General features: G+C 45.9%; 15 protein-coding genes and 1 riboswitch. Of the genes, 10 read left to right on the forward strand and 5 right to left on the reverse strand.

Annotated features, from left to right (window positions below; all coding sequences use genetic code 11):
* The first annotated feature begins 42 nt into the window (after positions 1-42).
* The 8 genes from CW370_RS16390 (at position 43) to CW370_RS16425 (ending at position 11,648) form a co-directional block, all read left to right on the forward strand.
* Entirely contained in the window at positions 43-1,131 is a 1,089-nt protein-coding gene (locus tag CW370_RS16390; RefSeq protein WP_024573011.1) for a hypothetical protein, read from the forward strand.
* Positions 1,112-1,963: a cyclic-di-GMP receptor EpsK gene (epsK, locus tag CW370_RS16395; RefSeq protein WP_024573012.1), complete on the forward strand. Its 852-nt coding sequence runs from the start codon at positions 1,112-1,114 to the stop codon at positions 1,961-1,963. Before CW370_RS16390 ends, epsK begins: the two co-directional genes overlap by 20 nt.
* 10 nt (positions 1,964-1,973) lie before the next feature.
* Positions 1,974-3,683 (forward strand): DUF2334 domain-containing protein, encoded by a 1,710-nt coding sequence (locus CW370_RS16400; RefSeq protein ID WP_080262663.1) that lies wholly within the window; start codon positions 1,974-1,976, stop codon positions 3,681-3,683.
* Positions 3,676-4,938, forward strand: a complete 1,263-nt coding sequence (locus tag CW370_RS16405) for a glycosyltransferase family 2 protein (protein WP_003246697.1) — start codon at positions 3,676-3,678, stop codon at positions 4,936-4,938. Before CW370_RS16400 ends, CW370_RS16405 begins: the two co-directional genes overlap by 8 nt.
* A gap of 5 nt (positions 4,939-4,943) precedes the next feature.
* Positions 4,944-7,055, forward strand: coding sequence for a cellulose biosynthesis cyclic di-GMP-binding regulatory protein BcsB (locus CW370_RS16410; protein WP_101169826.1), 2,112 nt, complete (start codon positions 4,944-4,946; stop codon positions 7,053-7,055).
* A gap of 134 nt (positions 7,056-7,189) precedes the next feature.
* A riboswitch (cyclic di-AMP (ydaO/yuaA leader) is annotated at positions 7,190-7,333 on the forward strand.
* Between the two features lie 192 nt (positions 7,334-7,525).
* Complete coding sequence (gene kimA, locus CW370_RS16415) at positions 7,526-9,349, forward strand: potassium transporter KimA (RefSeq protein ID WP_021481720.1); 1,824 nt, start codon at positions 7,526-7,528, stop codon at positions 9,347-9,349.
* A gap of 58 nt (positions 9,350-9,407) precedes the next feature.
* Positions 9,408-9,857 carry an 8-oxo-dGTP diphosphatase MutT gene (mutT, locus tag CW370_RS16420; protein WP_029946252.1) on the forward strand — a complete coding sequence of 150 codons (450 nt, stop codon included), beginning with the start codon at positions 9,408-9,410 and terminating at the stop codon, positions 9,855-9,857.
* Between the two features lie 66 nt (positions 9,858-9,923).
* Positions 9,924-11,648 carry a pyruvate oxidase gene (locus tag CW370_RS16425; RefSeq protein ID WP_024572684.1) on the forward strand — a complete coding sequence of 575 codons (1,725 nt, stop codon included), beginning with the start codon at positions 9,924-9,926 and terminating at the stop codon, positions 11,646-11,648.
* Between the two features lie 56 nt (positions 11,649-11,704).
* On the opposite strand, the gene CW370_RS21610 is transcribed toward CW370_RS16425, so the two are convergent.
* The 5 genes from CW370_RS21610 to CW370_RS16445 form a co-directional block, all read right to left on the reverse strand.
* Complete coding sequence (locus CW370_RS21610) at positions 11,705-11,815, reverse strand: hypothetical protein (protein WP_234398226.1); 111 nt, start codon at positions 11,813-11,815, stop codon at positions 11,705-11,707.
* Positions 11,816-11,870: 55 nt separating this feature from the next.
* A complete protein-coding gene (locus CW370_RS16430; RefSeq protein ID WP_021481716.1) occupies positions 11,871-12,137 on the reverse strand; it encodes a hypothetical protein in 267 nt (88 codons plus the stop codon).
* A gap of 103 nt (positions 12,138-12,240) precedes the next feature.
* Positions 12,241-13,518, reverse strand: a complete 1,278-nt coding sequence (locus CW370_RS16435) for an Nramp family divalent metal transporter (RefSeq protein WP_032680356.1) — start codon at positions 13,516-13,518, stop codon at positions 12,241-12,243.
* A gap of 234 nt (positions 13,519-13,752) precedes the next feature.
* Entirely contained in the window at positions 13,753-14,010 is a 258-nt protein-coding gene (locus CW370_RS16440; protein WP_003246519.1) for a GlsB/YeaQ/YmgE family stress response membrane protein, read from the reverse strand.
* Between the two features lie 77 nt (positions 14,011-14,087).
* Positions 14,088-14,540, reverse strand: a complete 453-nt coding sequence (locus CW370_RS16445) for a DUF2188 domain-containing protein (protein WP_003246574.1) — start codon at positions 14,538-14,540, stop codon at positions 14,088-14,090.
* Positions 14,541-14,657: 117 nt separating this feature from the next.
* On the opposite strand from CW370_RS16445, the gene CW370_RS16450 reads away from it, so the two are divergent.
* The gene (locus CW370_RS16450) at positions 14,658-15,476 is read left to right on the forward strand and encodes an EcsC family protein (protein WP_101169827.1); all 819 of its coding nucleotides are present in this window, start codon (positions 14,658-14,660) and stop codon (positions 15,474-15,476) included.
* A gap of 128 nt (positions 15,477-15,604) precedes the next feature.
* On the forward strand, positions 15,605-15,976 hold the full coding sequence (gene gsiB / locus CW370_RS16455; protein WP_003246542.1) for a glucose starvation-inducible protein GsiB: 372 nt from the start codon (positions 15,605-15,607) through the stop codon (positions 15,974-15,976).
* Positions 15,977-16,014: the final 38 nt, after the last annotated feature.

Below are 16,014 nucleotides of genomic sequence, written 5' to 3' on the forward strand. Positions count from 1 at the left end.
TGAGCGTCTGATTTGCTTCAGGCGACAAAGGGGGATTTGCCTGTGAGGCATGTACTAATTGCTGTCATCTTATTCTTCTTATCTATCGGACTTTCCGCAGGGTGTGCTGAAGCTGGAAACAAGACCCAAAATCAGTCGGCGACAGAAGTGAATGCCAGCCCGCTCCAGCCGGCGGAATATTTCATCTATCACAATTTAATGAATGACAAAGGGCTGATCAAAACCGATTTTTCAGACCAGCCTTCTTACTTGTCGGAATCTCTCGGACTGTGGATGGAGTTTCTGCTCAGCAAAAATGACGCACCACATTTCCAGGATCAATATCAGCATCTGACTGATTCATTTCTGATGAGCAATCACTTGGTGACGTGGAAGATTCAAAATGGCCAAGCGAGCGGGACGAATGCGCTGATAGATGATATGAGAATTATGCTGTCTCTTGACCAAGCCGCCGCAAAATGGGGCCGCAGCGACTACGCGCAAACGGCTAGGGATATCGGCACGTCTTTGAAGACATACAATATGAACAACGGGTTTTTTACAGACTTTTACGACTCACAGTCCGCTTCAAAGGATGTGACGCTTTCATACGTCATGCCTGATGCCTTAGCTGTCTTAAAGAAGAATGGAATCATAGACGAAGAAACAGAACAGCGGAATGCCAATGTTCTCTATTCAGCTCCTTTAAAAAATGGCTTTCTGCCGAAGACATACAGCTCGGAGACGAAGGAATACACATATGATAGTGAAATCAACCTGATTGATCAGCTTTACGCTGCTTGGCATTTGCCGGAAGGGGATGAAAAAGCATCTGTTTTAGCGGACTGGATCAAGCAGGAATTTCAGAAAAACGGAAAGCTGTACGGGCGGTATTCGGCAGATACGAAGGAGCCTGCCGTCCAATATGAGTCTCCATCCGTATATGCCTTAGCCGTATTGTTTTTGACAAAACAGCATGAAAACAGTTCTGTCATCAAAGCCATATATGACAGAATGAATGACTTTGAAATTCATGATCCGGTGAAATCGTATTATGGAGGCTATATGAGCGGCACTCAGACGCATTCATTTGACAATCTGCTGCCGCTGTTAGCCGAAAGGAAGCTTTTTAATGAAAATATCATTCAGTGAATCACAAAAATTATTTGCTTATTTTTCAGGGCTCATCGCGGCCCTGTCTTTGTTTATTTATTATGTGTCAGCCCAGCAATCAGAAGGTGCTCTGATCCTTTGCATCACATTTGGCGTCATCGCCGCAGGCATTTGGTTCGGCCCGATTTACGCGCTGGCAGTGACCTTAATCGTACTCTTTGTTCTCGGCACCTTAATGATGTTTTTCCAGACTGGACAGACATCGCTCTTTCCGGCTGAGGAAGGGCTGCGAATGCTTGTCGTGTGGGGAATCGCGCTTTTGCTGTTTTCTTTTATTTCTGGAAGAATCCACGATATTACAGCAGAGCTTCGGCGCTCAATGACACGGCTTCAATCCGAAATCAAAAGCTATGTTGCTGTTGACAGAGTGACTGGTTTTGATAACAAGCAAAGGATGAAGCTGGAACTTTCAGAAGAAATCAAGCGGGTGGAGCGCTACGGCAATTCTTTTGTGTTTTTGCTGCTCCATATGCATTATTTCAAAGAGTTTAAGTCTTTGTACGGTGAAAAAGAAACGGACCGCCTCTTCCAATATGTCGGTCAGCAAATCAGGACAAGCGTTCGGGAAACGGATAAGAAATTCCGTCCCTCTGACGAGCGTATCGGGATCGTGCTGACGCACACGCCTGCTGAACATATGCCGGCCGTTCTGACCAAGCTGAAGAAACAATTGGATACATATCAGCTGGAAAATGGAAAGTATGTGTCGCTTACGTTCCACGTTTGCTATTTGCCCTACAGCAACGATATCAAAACAGCTGATCAATTTTTAGAAGAACTGGAAAACGAGATGATGATGAATGAACTATAAAGGAATCACATTGCTATGCGTCATGATGCTTCTTTTTTTAGCTATTGCGTCTTTTCCCGTTTCTGCGCAAGCGAAAGATCAGGATGCCGGCATTCTCATCATCTACTCAACTTTGGACGGCAAAGAGTCGTCACAAGTCAAAATGCTCGATTTGCTTGCGGGCCACTTTACATCCCATGTGACAGTCAAAAAAGATTCAGACGTTGAAGCGTCGGATTTCAAAGGGAAAGACCATGTGATTTATTACGGCCAAACGAAAAGAAAGCTCAGCCAAAAACTGCTGTCTCTTATCAGCGGCGTAAAAAAACCGGTTGTCGCCATTGGCTATAACGCAGGCCAAATCAGCCAATTTTCCGGTCTTTCATTAGCCCGCAAAGAAAATGTGTTTCAGGTTCACAGCAGGTCGGAAAAGGCCGATGTGTCTCTGGAAAGCGGGCTTAACGTGCTGAGTGTATCAGGCCTGAAAGGAACGGCGCTTTACACCTTCAAAGCCGATGACGGCACAACGCATTCTTTTATATGGAAAACAAAAAAAGGGAATGTGTACATTGGATTAACAAATTTGTTAAATGACAATTTGATCGTGGCGAAACAGCTCAGAGAAGCTTTCGGAGAGAAGGCGGGGACGACGTTATTGTATTTGCGTCTCGAGGATATCAGCCCGATGTCTGATGAAAAATTGCTGCTTCAAGCCGGTACATACCTGCATAAGCGGCATATTCCTTTTATCCTGGCGGTCATTCCGGTTTATTTGAATCCGGAAACAGGCGACAAAGTGTATTTGTCTGATCAACCGAAGATGGTCAAGGTGCTGAAGAAGCTGCAAAGCATGGGCGGCAGTATCATTGTTCACGGCTATACTCACGCTTATCGCTACAGTGAAACAGGAGAGGGCTTTGAATTTTGGGATGCAAAGGCGGATCAGCCGATTACATCCGGAAATGCCGAAGACCCCCCGTCCATTTTGGAGAAAGAACAGGACTTCCCGAACGAACAAGCCTATCACAGCTATCTCGAACCATTTCGGGAAAAGGAAGAAACGTATACAAAACAAAAACTGACGCGTGCCATTGAGGATTTGACATCATCGGGTCTTTACCCGCTGGCGTTTGAAGCGCCGCATTACACGATGTCCGATTATGGCTATCAAATCGCCTCGCAGTATTTTACAAGCATTTTCGGCCAGGTCCAGCTCAGCAGCACAACATGGAAAACATCCGGTGCACCTCCGTTTGTGACTGCTCCTTCGATGTTGCACGGAATGACGCTTTATCCGGAAACGATCGGCTTTGTCGACACATCGAAGCAAAACCCGCTCGGTGAGATGGAGGAGCACATCTCCCAGATGATTGATTTTGAAGGCGGAGTAGCCGGAGGATTTTATCACCCGTACCTCGGGATGAAATATCTGCCGGAGCTGGTTGATCAGATGGAACGCATTCCAGACAGTGAATGGCTTGATTTAAAGAAAACGAAACAAACCGTCAAAACAGACAAAGTGGAAATTCATACAAGCGGTGACGGAACGATTCAGGTGAAAAACGGCGTAAGCGCCATTGACGAGTTTTTCGATCATCATCGCCAAACCCCGCTGGAAAAGGCGTTATGGATTCTCTCCGCTGTTGTGCTCTTATTTGTCATCATGTTTGTCAGTTATACGTTTTACTTGAGAGCCACATTGAAAAAACGAATTTTTAAGGAGAGAAGAAGCCTTGGGTAATACGCTGTTCTTTATCTCGCTAAGTTTAATATGGGTTATGCTTCTCTACCACATGTTCCTCATGCAGGGCGGGTTTCGCCACTATATGACCTTCGAACGGAATATCCCGAAGTGGAGAGAAAATATGAAGGAACTGCCGAAGGTCAGCGTCCTCATCCCGGCGCATAACGAAGAGGTTGTGATTCGGCAGACGCTGAAGGCGATGGTCAACCTTTATTATCCGAAGGACCGGCTGGAGATTATCGTCGTTAATGATAATTCATCAGACCGGACGGGTGATATCGTCAATGAATTTTCCGAGAAATACGATTTCATCAAAATGGTGATTACGAAGCCGCCAAATGCAGGAAAAGGAAAATCCTCTGCACTTAACTCAGGTTTTGCCGAATCAAACGGCGATGTGATCTGTGTGTATGACGCCGACAACACGCCTGAGAAAATGGCCGTGTATTACCTCGTGCTCGGCCTGATGAATGACGAAAAGGCAGGCGCCGTGGTAGGGAAATTCCGCGTCATCAATGCAGCGAAGACGCTGCTGACGAGGTTTATTAATATCGAAACGATCTGTTTTCAGTGGATGGCTCAGGGAGGCAGATGGAAGTGGTTCAAAATCGCCACGATCCCAGGTACCAACTTCGCGATCCGCAGAAGCATTATCGAAAAGCTCGGAGGCTGGGATGACAAAGCGCTCGCTGAGGATACTGAGCTGACCATCCGGGTATATAATCTCGGCTATCACATCCGCTTTTTCCCTGCCGCCATCACGTGGGAGCAGGAACCGGAAACATGGAAGGTATGGTGGCGCCAGCGCACCCGATGGGCGCGCGGCAATCAATATGTCGTGCTCAAATTTTTGGCGCAGTTTTTTAAGCTGAAACGAAAACGGATTATCTTTGATTTGTTTTATTTTTTCTTTACGTACTTCCTGTTTTTCTTTGGCGTGATCATGTCAAATGCGATTTTTGTAGTGAATTTGTTTTATGATTTGCATTTGTCTGTTGGATTTTTGGCAATGATTCTCTGGATTTTGGCGTTTTTCTTATTTATGACAGAGGTCATGATTACGTTGAGCATTGAAAAAACAGAAATGAACAAGCAAAACTTTTTTATCGTATTTCTCATGTACTTCACATACTCGCAGGCATGGATTGTGCTTGTTATCTACTCTTTATTCGTAGAAATCAAGCACCGTTTATTCAAGCAAGAGGTCAAATGGTACAAGACAGAACGATACAATCAACATAAAAGCGGGTGACCTTTTTGAAACAAATAATGATTTTTCTCACAAGCTTCATGCTGCTGGCGATGACTGGACAAACAGCTCTTGCCAAAGAGGTACAGGTCAGCGGTTCGCTCCTCGGGAAAAGCAGCCAAGAACAAGCCAAACAGCAGGTGCTGACAAGCGAGCTGATTACACTGTATGAATCAAAAGACAGCGCAGAGCTGACGTATCAGATCCCGGCAGGCGCCTCTTCGGGCAATCAGCAATTGGTAATCGAATACGAGGCATCAAATCTTTTAATTTCTCCATCATCGTTAACGGCTGTCATTGATGATGAACCGGTCAAGACGTTAAAGCTTGATGGTGATTCCAAACGGAAAACAGTGAAGCTGAATCTGAATAAAAGCCAGTCTGCGCAAGGCTATCACAACGTATCGCTGAAATTCTACGGCGTAATGAAAGAGGGCGTGTGCGTCAGACAGGATACATCAGGCAACTGGATCAAAATTTATCCGGACAGCCGGCTGACACTTGCTGACAGCAGTGAAGCGAAGGGAACGTCGCTGGACCATTATCCGTATCCTTTCGCCCAATCTGGAAATACAGCGGAAGAAACAGCTATCGTCATTCCGGATAACCCAAGTTCAGCAGAAATAGAAGCTGCTGTTAAAACAGAAGGCTATTTGAAAACGGTGGACAGCAGTGTCAGTATTGCGTATGTCACGGAATCTGAACTGAAAAAAATCGATAAGCCGACGATTGTTATCGGCGTGGACAAGCATTGGAACGGCAAAGTGAAAAAACTGTTGAAACAAGCTGGGCTACAGGCAAAAGGAGAAAACCTTCTGCTTGCGGAGCGGGTGCTGAAAGCAGAGGGCAAACAGCAGCCGGTTCTGTTTGCGCAAGCGGCGTCCGAGGACGCGCTCACTAAAAAAATCAGCGTGATGACAGATCAGACATATACAGGCCAGCTCAGCGGCGATACACTTTCAATCAGCAAGCTTCAGCAGACTGAAAAAAAAGAAAGCGATATGCTGACCCTTGAGAATTTTGGAGCGGGTGATATCACAATTGGAGCCGACAAAACATCTTCAGCACATTATTTTTATCCGGCTTCGGCTGTTTTAGATGAAAACCAATCGGCGAAGCTGTCGCTTAAACTGAAAAAGTCTGAAACGATTCAGGCCTCAACGGCTGAAAACGAGTCAGCCTCTCAGGCTGCAGAACTGAAAGTGATGATCAACGGCCAGCCGCACTCGGTCCGGCTTGATGAATTAGGAAAAGAAGATAAAAACGGATTCTATCATGTCACAGTGAAAGTGGACCCTAAGCTGCTGCAAAAAAACCGCTACATTGATATTCAGTTCGTCACGACCGGTTTAAAGGAAAACAACCCTTGTAACACCACTGATGAAGAAAAGTGGGTTTTTATCGATAAAAACAGTACATTATCATACGCCATCAAAGGCATGTCCCCGTCAGCGGATTTTCAAGAGTGGCCGCTGCCTTACGCCGGAAACCAGGATCAAACAACGTTAATCGTGCTTCCTGACACCGTAAGCCAATCGAAGCTAGAGGAGCTTTCTCTCGTAACAGAATCCTTTGGCAGCGAAGCACAGCATTCATATACGGTAAAGAAATCATCTGACGTTACAGCAAAGGATGCGAAAGGACGAAACCTCATTTTCATAGGGGGGATCAATCAATTTTCTCTTCTGAAGGAGAAATCATCAGATCTGCTTGTGCCGCAGGAAAAGAACGGCTCGTTTGATGTATCTAGTTTCGAGATGCTAAATGAGACGACAAAACAAGTGGTATTTACCCAAGCATCGGTTTGGGATTCACGCTATACAATGGCTGTCTTTGCACCGTCAAAAGGAGATGGCGCGGCTGTCACAAAAGAGATCATCAGTTATCTGAACAGCAACGATGAGTCGGCAACCGTCCTTAATGAAACAAATAGCCAGCAGGTGTTTACAAACCACCAGCAGCTCAAATCGGAAACAAACAGTTCCGATGCAGAACAACCAACACAGGATCATAGCCAGAAATGGATGTATATTGGTGTGCTGGCACTCATTATGGTGATTGCGGCAGTGTTCATTTGGATTGCCGTAAGACGCAGAAAAAGAAAGACAGATACAGAATAAAACAGAGGCGATTTTAGCCTCTGTTTTTTATTTTTGGTAAGTAAATTCCATTTGTGGAACCTGTCATTTTATTTTTTTCTCTCAGCCAATAAGCCTCTTTACAACGTGCGGGAACGGGAGTATGATCTCTTTTAGAAAACAAATCGCTTAATCTGAAATCAGAGCGGGGGACCCAATAGAACGGCTTTTTGCCGTTGGGGTGAATCCTTTTTAGGTAGGGCTAACTCTCATATGCCCGAATCCGTCAGCTAACCTCGTAAGCGTTCGTGAGAGGAGATGAATGAAACCTGTGTTCGATGTTATGGCACAGGGGCATCCGTTTGCCTCTGTGTTTTTTGTTGTTCATTTTTGAATGCAAATCGCATACAGAGACATCATAGCAGAAAGGACTATCATCAACATGTGAGAGCAAGACACTGATGTTTTATTGTTTTAATTGAAAAATGAGAAATTAAAAGGGGAAGACATCGATGTATCATTCAATCAAACGTTTTTTGATTGGGAAACCACTAAAATCCCAAGCAGCTGGAGAGCAAAAACTGACGAAATTAAAAGCCTTGGCTATGCTTTCCTCAGATGCGCTGTCATCTGTCGCATATGGGACAGAACAAATTCTAATCATTTTGGCAACAATCAGTGCAGCCGCATTTTGGTACTCCATTCCGATTGCGGTTGGCGTTCTCATCTTGCTGCTCGCACTGATTCTTTCATACAGGCAAATTATTTACGCTTATCCGCAGGGCGGCGGGGCGTATATCGTTTCTAAAGAAAATCTCGGTGAAAAACCGGGATTGATTGCGGGCGGTTCATTGCTTGTTGATTATATTTTAACAGTAGCGGTAAGTATTTCCGCAGGCACGGATGCCATCACGTCAGCCTTTCCTGCATTGCATGATTATCATGTGCCGATCGCTATTTTTCTCGTGTTAGTGATTATGATTTTGAACCTGCGCGGGCTATCGGAATCGGCATCGATTCTTGCCTATCCGGTTTACCTGTTTGTGGTGGCGCTTTTGGTTCTCATTGCAGTCGGGTTGTTTAAACTCATGACGGGGCAAATTGACCAGCCAGCCCATCATACACCGCTCGGCACACCTGTAGCCGGCATTACGCTGTTTTTGCTGCTTAAGGCTTTTTCCTCCGGATGCTCAGCGTTGACCGGGGTTGAGGCCATTTCTAATGCGATTCCTGCATTCAAAAACCCGCCTGCGCGAAACGCGGCAAGAACGCTTGCGATGATGGGGATTTTGCTGGCGATTCTGTTTTCCGGCATCACGGTTCTCGCGTACGGGTATGGTACGGCGCCGAAACCTGATGAAACAGTGGTTTCACAAATTGCGTCCGAAACCTTTGGGCGGAATGTGTTCTACTATGTCATCCAAGGTGTCACATCGCTTATTTTGGTCCTTGCGGCAAATACGGGATTTTCAGCCTTCCCGCAGCTTGCCTTCAACCTGGCGAGAGACCAGTATATGCCGCGAATGTTTACTGTCAGGGGCGACCGCTTAGGCTTCTCAAATGGGATTATCTTTTTAGGCTTTGCCTCCATTGTTCTCATTATCTTATTCGGAGGACAGACGGAGCACTTAATCCCGTTATATGCTGTGGGCGTATTTATTCCATTTACGCTTTCACAAACCGGCATGTGCATGAAATGGATCAAGCAAAAACCAAAAGGCTGGATCGGAAAAATGCTGATCAACTCCTGCGGCGCTCTGATATCGTTTATGGTTCTATCCATTCTGTTTGTGACGAAGTTTAATGTCGTATGGCCTGTGTTAATCTTTATGCCTATCGTCGTTTTGCTGTTTTTTGCGATTAAAAATCACTATACAGCGGTTGGTGAACAGCTTCGCATCGTAGACAAAGAGCCGGAAGAAATCAAAGGCACCGTTGTGATTGTGCCTGTGGCCGGTGTCACCACCGTCGTGCAAAAATCGATTCACTATGCGAAATCACTGTCCGATCAAGTGATCGCCGTTCACGTGTCATTTGACAGAGAACAGGAAAAGAAATTCGAAAAACGCTGGGAAGAGCTTAATAACGGAGTGCGTCTCGTTACGCTTCACTCCTCGTACAGAAGCCTTGTCCATCCGTTTGATAAGTTTTTGGAAACAGTTGAGGCAAAAGCGAAGAAGGAGCAGTTTTCCGTTATGGTGCTGTTTCCGCAATTTATAACGAAAAAACGCTGGCACACCATCCTTCACAACCAATCGGCCTTCCTCCTCAGAGTCCGGCTGTTCTGGAAAAAGGACATAATGGTTGCCACACTGCCGTATCATTTTAAAAAGTAAAGCTCTAGGACCAAGGGAATCACCTTGGTCCTTTTTTGTTGGAAAAGGAGGTATGGCGGTGTATACACAAGGTGCTTTTGTGATCGTATTGAACGAAAGTCAGCAAATTCTGCTGATGAAACGAAAAGATGTCCCTCTATGGGATTTGCCGGGCGGCAGGGTTGATCCCGGGGAATCGGCTGAGGAAGCGGCAGTGCGGGAGATATTGGAAGAAACGGGATACAATGCAGCGCTTTCTGCGAAAATAGGTGTTTACCAAAGGCCAAAGTTTCAAGATGAACAGCATGTGTTTTTCGGAAGCATAACAGGCGGACAAGCAGTGGCTGACGGCACAGAGACAGCGGGATTAAAGTGGGTTTCCCCGGAGCGTTTGCCGCTTTTTATGGTGCCGAACCGAAAAAGGCAGATCAATGATTTCAAGAATGGCGCTCAAGATGTAAATGTCACCGTCAAGGATAGAGGGTTGCTCGCGGCGATCGACCTGTTGAAAAGAAGACTGGGCAAGTGATTCAGGTCTCCGGGTTTTAAAGCCTTTCTCCTGTGGTATTGAAAAAAGGAAAAAGGAGGATACGTTATGGCACACAAAACTGCAGGACAAGCAATGACAGAGCTGCTTGAGCAATGGGGAGTTGATCATGTATACGGCATCCCCGGAGACAGTATAAATGAGTTTATCGAAGAATTAAGACACGAAAGAAATCAACTGAAGTTCATTCAAACCCGCCACGAAGAGGTAGCGGCACTGGCAGCCGCGGCTGAAGCAAAACTCACCGGCAAGATCGGAGTCTGTCTGTCAATCGCAGGGCCGGGAGCGGTGCACTTATTAAATGGTTTATATGATGCTAAAGCCGACGGCGCCCCTGTGCTGGCGATTGCAGGACAGGTTTCTTCTGGCGAAGTCGGACGGGACTATTTCCAGGAGATCAAGCTGGAGCAAATGTTTGAGGACGTGGCCGTGTTCAACAGAGAGGTACATAGCGCGGAATCACTTCCGGATCTCTTAAATCAGGCGATCAGGACCGCCTACAGCAAAAAAGGCGTTGCGGTATTGAGCGTGTCAGATGATTTGTTTGCGGAGAAAATCAAACGGGAGCCCGTGTATACTTCACCAGTGTATATTGAAGGGAACCTTGAACCGAAAAAAGAACAGCTCGTCACCTGCGCCCAATATATTAATAATGCTAAGAAGCCGATTATCCTGGCAGGGCAGGGAATGAAAAAGGCGAAACGTGAGCTCTTAGAATTTGCGGACAAAGCCGCCGCTCCGATCGTTGTTACACTCCCGGCAAAGGGTGTTGTTCCCGATAAGCACCCGCATTTTCTCGGCAACCTCGGTCAGATTGGAACAAAGCCGGCTTACGAGGCAATGGAGGAATGTGATTTATTAATCATGCTCGGAACGTCATTCCCGTATCGTGATTATTTGCCTGATGACACACCGGCGATACAGCTCGATTCAGACCCGGCAAAAATCGGAAAACGGTATCCGGTGACAGCGGGCCTTGTCTGCGATTCGGCTCTCGGTCTGCGCGAATTGACAGAGTATATTGAACGCAAGGAAGACAGAAGATTCCTGAATGCCTGCACAGAACATATGCAGCATTGGTGGAACGAAATTGAAAAAGATGAGACAGAGGCAACAACACCGCTTAAACCTCAGCAGGTCGTGGCACGTCTTCAGGAAGCGGCAGCCGATGATGCGGTGCTTTCTGTAGATGTCGGCACTGTGACAGTCTGGATGGCGCGTCATTTCAAAATGAACGCGAACCAGGATTTCATCGTCTCCAGCTGGCTTGCGACAATGGGCTGTGGCCTGCCGGGAGCGATTGCAGCAAGCTTGTCCGAACCGGAACGCCAGGCGATCGCCGTCTGCGGTGACGGGGGATTTTCCATGGTCATGCAGGACCTTCCGACCGCCGTCAAATATAAGCTCCCGATCACAGTCGTCATTTTAAACAACGAAAATCTCGGCATGATTGAGTACGAGCAGCAGGTCAAAGGCAATATCGACTATGTCACAAAACTTCAAAATGTCGACTATGCCGCATTTGCAGAAAGCTGCGGAGCAAAGGGCATCAAAGTGACCAAAGCGGAAGAGCTTGCGCCGGCTTTCCATGAGGCGCTGCAATCTGACCAACCGGTCGTAGTGGATGTCATGATTGGAAACGAACCGCCGCTTCCTGGCAAAATCACCTACGGGCAGGCGAAAGGTTTTAGCAAGTACATGCTGAAAAACTTCTTCGAAAACCAAAAATTTGAAATGCCGTCACTGAAGAAAAGTTTGAAACGGTTATTCTAAAAAAACAGAGGCCCCAAAAGGCCTCTGTTTTTTGTTGGAAACAAACGTATTTTCAGCTATAACACGTTTGAATTCATAAAATGATCGGTATATGTATTAGGAACTGATTTCGCCATACTCGAAACAGACAAAAGAACAAATGCATCTTGTTTCAAAGCAAGATGCATTTGTCCTTGTATGTTTATTCTTATAAAATCTTACAGACCTCTTCTCATAATAGGGTTATTTTTCTTTTTTCTTCAGCCCGAAGAAGAAAGGAAAAGCAGAACCGACCAAGAAGGTGCCGAATAAAAACATGCCGCCGATAAACACGTGGAAATTTGTGTGTCCGGCCGTAAACGCCGTGATTAGGGAAATAATACTGAGCACGATCATGGCAATGCCGGGCGCGACTCTCATTTTTCCCTTGGATCTATGGGCAGCAACAGAACATAAAATGCCGATAACAATAGGAACAATCCACAAATAAAACAGAATAAATACTGACATCATCAAAACTCCGATTTTTCTTCTATCATAACAAATTTCTGTCAAAAAGGGTATCAATGAGCTTTTGCGGAGAAATAAAAACCGGCTTTAGAAGCCGGTTTTTTTATCGAAACGTATCTACAATTAAAAACACATTCAAAGCAACGATCAATACAGCAATCAGCCAAGACACTACTGTGACCCATTTGGCGTTGATCAGAGATCCCATGATCCGTTTATTGCTTGTAAACATAATAAGCGGAATGAGGGCAAAGGCGATCCCGAAGGACAGCACGACCTGGCTCAGTACGAGAGCGGTCGTCGGATTAACACCTGACGCGATGATCAAGATCGGCGGAATGATCGTGATAAAACGCCGTACATACAGCGGAATGCGGTAGTTGATAAATCCTTGCATAATCACGTCGCCTGAAAGTGTGCCGACAGACGAACTGGATAGACCGGCAACGAGCAGCCCGATCCCGAACAAAGCCGCAGACATAGGGCTGACAAGATGTCCGAATTGCTGAAATGCGACGTCGAGATCCTCAACAAACAGGCCGTTTTTGAAGAATAATGCGGCAGCCACAATCAGCATACTTGCATTAATAGCCCCTGCAATCAGCATCGCTATTAAAATATCAATAAATTCAAACCTAAAGATTTTTTTCCGTTCTGCATCAGTTTTGCCAACCACCCGCCGCTGTGTAAGGGCAGAGTGTAAATAAATGGCGTGCGGCATAACAGTTGCGCCAAGAATACCCGCTGCAAGAAGCACACTGTCGGTGCCATGAAACGCCGGGACAAAAAGGCCCTTCATCACTGACACGGCATCAGGTTTTGCGAAAAAGGTCTGCAGCGCAAAGGCGATCACGACCACAAACAGCATACCGGCAATACCGGCTTCAAGTGAGCGATAACCGCGGCGCTGAAGCTCCAATATCGCGAAAGAACCGATCGCAGCTATAATAGACGCTTCAAGCATCGGAATGCCGAACAGCAAATACAGTCCCAGAGCCGCTCCGATAAATTCCGCCAGATCAGTTGCGATAATGACAAGCTCGCCCTGAATCCATAATCCGATCGAGACAGGCTTCGGGAATTCTTCACGGGCAACCTCAGGCAGATTTTTGCCTGTCGCAATACCGAGTTTGGCGGATAGGGATTGAATTAAAAGCGCCATGATATTGGAAAATAATATCACCCATAAGAGCATATATCCGTATTTAGAACCCGCCGAAATATTCGTTGCGAAGTTGCCGGGATCAATATAGGCAATGGCTGCTATAAATGCAGGGCCGAGAAAAGGGAGCAGCCCTCTGAATCCTCTGATTTTCCCGTCAAGCGCATCTTGGACGGCTTTGGAACGGGGAGATTGTGCTGTGATGTCCTTGTTCATCATGTCTCACCTGAATTCTGTTTGTTTTTGCCGTACAACAAAGAGTTTCCTTAAGGCAAATTATTTTATCTACATCATATGACCATCCCGGTTTCTTGTCAACCGAAAATGTTTAAAATACACTTCTGAATTTTTCCCTGTTATGTAACATGATATGTAGGGATTCGGGATAAGGTCCCATATAAAAAGACATCGTTTCAGTTCGAAACGATGCCTCCTGTATCTAATGAGTCGAGTCTAGGCTTCCTTCCGCAGCCCGCGGAATATAAGGCCCAGCAAGAACACGAAGATGGCTGCCCCGATGATGGCCGGGAAAATAGCAAAGCCGGCGAGGCTCGGTCCCCATGTGCCAAGAAGTCCGTGCCCGATCCAAGCGCCGATCAGCCCGGCAATCATAGAGCCGAAAATTCCTCCCGGCAGCCGGTTTCCTACAATGGCGCTCCCAATTAATCCGATAACAATTGCAACAACTAATGAAACCAAAAAGCTAAGCATCATGATCACCTCTCATAAATGATTTACCAATCAATAACCGCTCCTGATCATTTCGAAACACCTAAAAGCATATTCCTTTATGATCCTGTTTTAATCTTTCTCTGCACACTGCCGTCAGCTAAATGAACAATGACCTCAGTGCCTTTATGCGCCGCGATTTCCTTTGCCCGTTCAATCGCTTCTTTCTTTGTATCTTTGATTTCAGACACACGTTTGGCGCCCTCGGCTTTGACTGCCCAGCCTTTTTTATGCTTAATAACATGCTCTGCTTTATTCATGAGCTCGGGGCCGCTGCCGCTGCTTGGATCAGCATCGCGTTCTGTCTCATCATCATGCGTCAGGAAATCATCAATTTCATCTGTAGAGGCGTTTTCCGCCCATTCCTTCGCTTTGCTTGTCGCAATTGGAATCGCGCGCCCTTCCTCATAGCCTTCATCAATCATCGCATTCGCAATGTCTATCGCCTTTTTTCTCACCGGCTTCTCAAGATTTTTTAATGAAGCAGGATAATCCTTCATCGACCAAGGCATGTCCATCACTCCTTTTCCTTTTATAAAAATGGTACCCGCAGGTGAAAAATAAAAACGCATCCGAAAAAATGAAGGTATACTATATAGTAGAAAAAACGGAAGGGAAGTGCGGTTTGGGTGACAACGGAACGAAAAGAAGACTTACATCAGCAATTAAAAGAGATAGAGAAATGGGAAAAAGATCAGCAAAAAGTCTGGTTTTGGGAAAAGCTCAGCCGTCTCCCGTTTCAGCTGCTGGACAAGCTGACACCGGAATTCATCCAGAAAAAGATCGGCAAGCTCTTGGATGAGGTCGGCAGCTTTATTCAAACAGGCGGACAGTACCTGACATCTGAAAAACAGATTATCAGGATATTTCAAAAGAAACTGCCGGAGGAGATCTTTGAATCGCTGGAGGACATCCGGAAAGCGCCTCTTCCTGTCATGGATGAAATTGCGGAAGGAATGGGCAAAAACAGAACCAACGCAGCAACCGTTCAAGGCGCGACAACCGGTGTGGGCGGCGTGTTTACGCTGGCGGCAGACATTCCGGCAGTGCTTGGCTTATCACTAAAAACATTACAGGATATCGCAGTCGCATACGGCTATGACCCAAAGGAGAAAAAAGAACGCGTCTTCATTGTGAAATGCCTGCAGCTGACGTCGGCTGATGTTGTCGGCAAAAGATCGATTTTGCAGGAATTAAAACACTACGATCAAGACCGTACATATAAGAATGTCGCTTCTCAAATCCAAGGCTGGCGAGAAGTCGTTTTGGGCTATCGAGACACGTTTGGCTGGAAAAAACTTTTCCAGATGGTGCCGGTTGCCGGAATGGTTTTTGGCGCCGCTGCCAATCGCTCAACATTAAACGACATTACCGAGACAGGCATGATGCTGTACAAAAAGAGGCGCATTCTTGAACGACTGAAAGAAACAGAACGAGAGATGGAATAGCAGAAAGCAGACGGACACCGCGATCCGCCTGCTTTTTTTAGTGGAAACATACCCAATGTGTTTTGTTTGTTTAAAAGAATTGTGAGCGGGAATACAACAACCAACACCAATTAAAGGAGGAATTCAAAATGGCAGACAATAACAAAATGAGCAGAGAAGAAGCAGGTAGAAAAGGCGGAGAAACAACAAGCAAGAACCATGACAAAGAATTCTATCAAGAGATTGGTCAAAAAGGCGGAGAAGCCACCAGCAAAAACCATGACAAAGAATTCTATCAGGAAATCGGCGAAAAAGGCGGAGAAGCCACTAGCAAGAACCATGACAAAGAGTTCTATCAAGAAATCGGTGAAAAAGGCGGAGAAGCCACTAGCGAAAATCATGATAAAGAATTCTATCAAGAAATCGGCCGAAAAGGCGGAGAGGCAACAAGCAAAAATCATGATAAAGAATTCTACCAAGAAATTGGCTCAAAAGGCGGAAACGCCCGCAACAACGACTAATCAAAAGCATAAAGGCAGACAACCTGTAAATAAAAAAG

The organism is Bacillus sp. SN32 (assembly GCF_002837495.1).
GTDB lineage: Bacteria > Bacillota > Bacilli > Bacillales > Bacillaceae > Bacillus > Bacillus subtilis.

Bases quoted from the DNA above. Each gene is read 5' to 3' on its own strand.
- CW370_RS16435 (WP_032680356.1), bottom strand. From the start codon at position 13,518: ATGATGAACAAGGACATCACAGCACAATCTCCCCGTTCCAAAGCCGTC.
- kimA (WP_021481720.1), top strand. From the start codon at position 7,526: ATGTATCATTCAATCAAACGTTTTTTGATTGGGAAACCACTAAAATCC.
- CW370_RS16440 (WP_003246519.1), bottom strand. From the start codon at position 14,010: ATGCTTAGCTTTTTGGTTTCATTAGTTGTTGCAATTGTTATCGGATTA.
- CW370_RS16425 (WP_024572684.1), top strand. From the start codon at position 9,924: ATGGCACACAAAACTGCAGGACAAGCAATGACAGAGCTGCTTGAGCAA.
- gsiB (WP_003246542.1), top strand. From the start codon at position 15,605: ATGGCAGACAATAACAAAATGAGCAGAGAAGAAGCAGGTAGAAAAGGC.
- CW370_RS16445 (WP_003246574.1), bottom strand. From the start codon at position 14,540: ATGCCTTGGTCGATGAAGGATTATCCTGCTTCATTAAAAAATCTTGAG.
- CW370_RS16430 (WP_021481716.1), bottom strand. From the start codon at position 12,137: ATGTCAGTATTTATTCTGTTTTATTTGTGGATTGTTCCTATTGTTATC.
- epsK (WP_024573012.1), top strand. From the start codon at position 1,112: ATGAAAATATCATTCAGTGAATCACAAAAATTATTTGCTTATTTTTCA.
- CW370_RS21610 (WP_234398226.1), bottom strand. From the start codon at position 11,815: ATGCATCTTGCTTTGAAACAAGATGCATTTGTTCTTTTGTCTGTTTCG.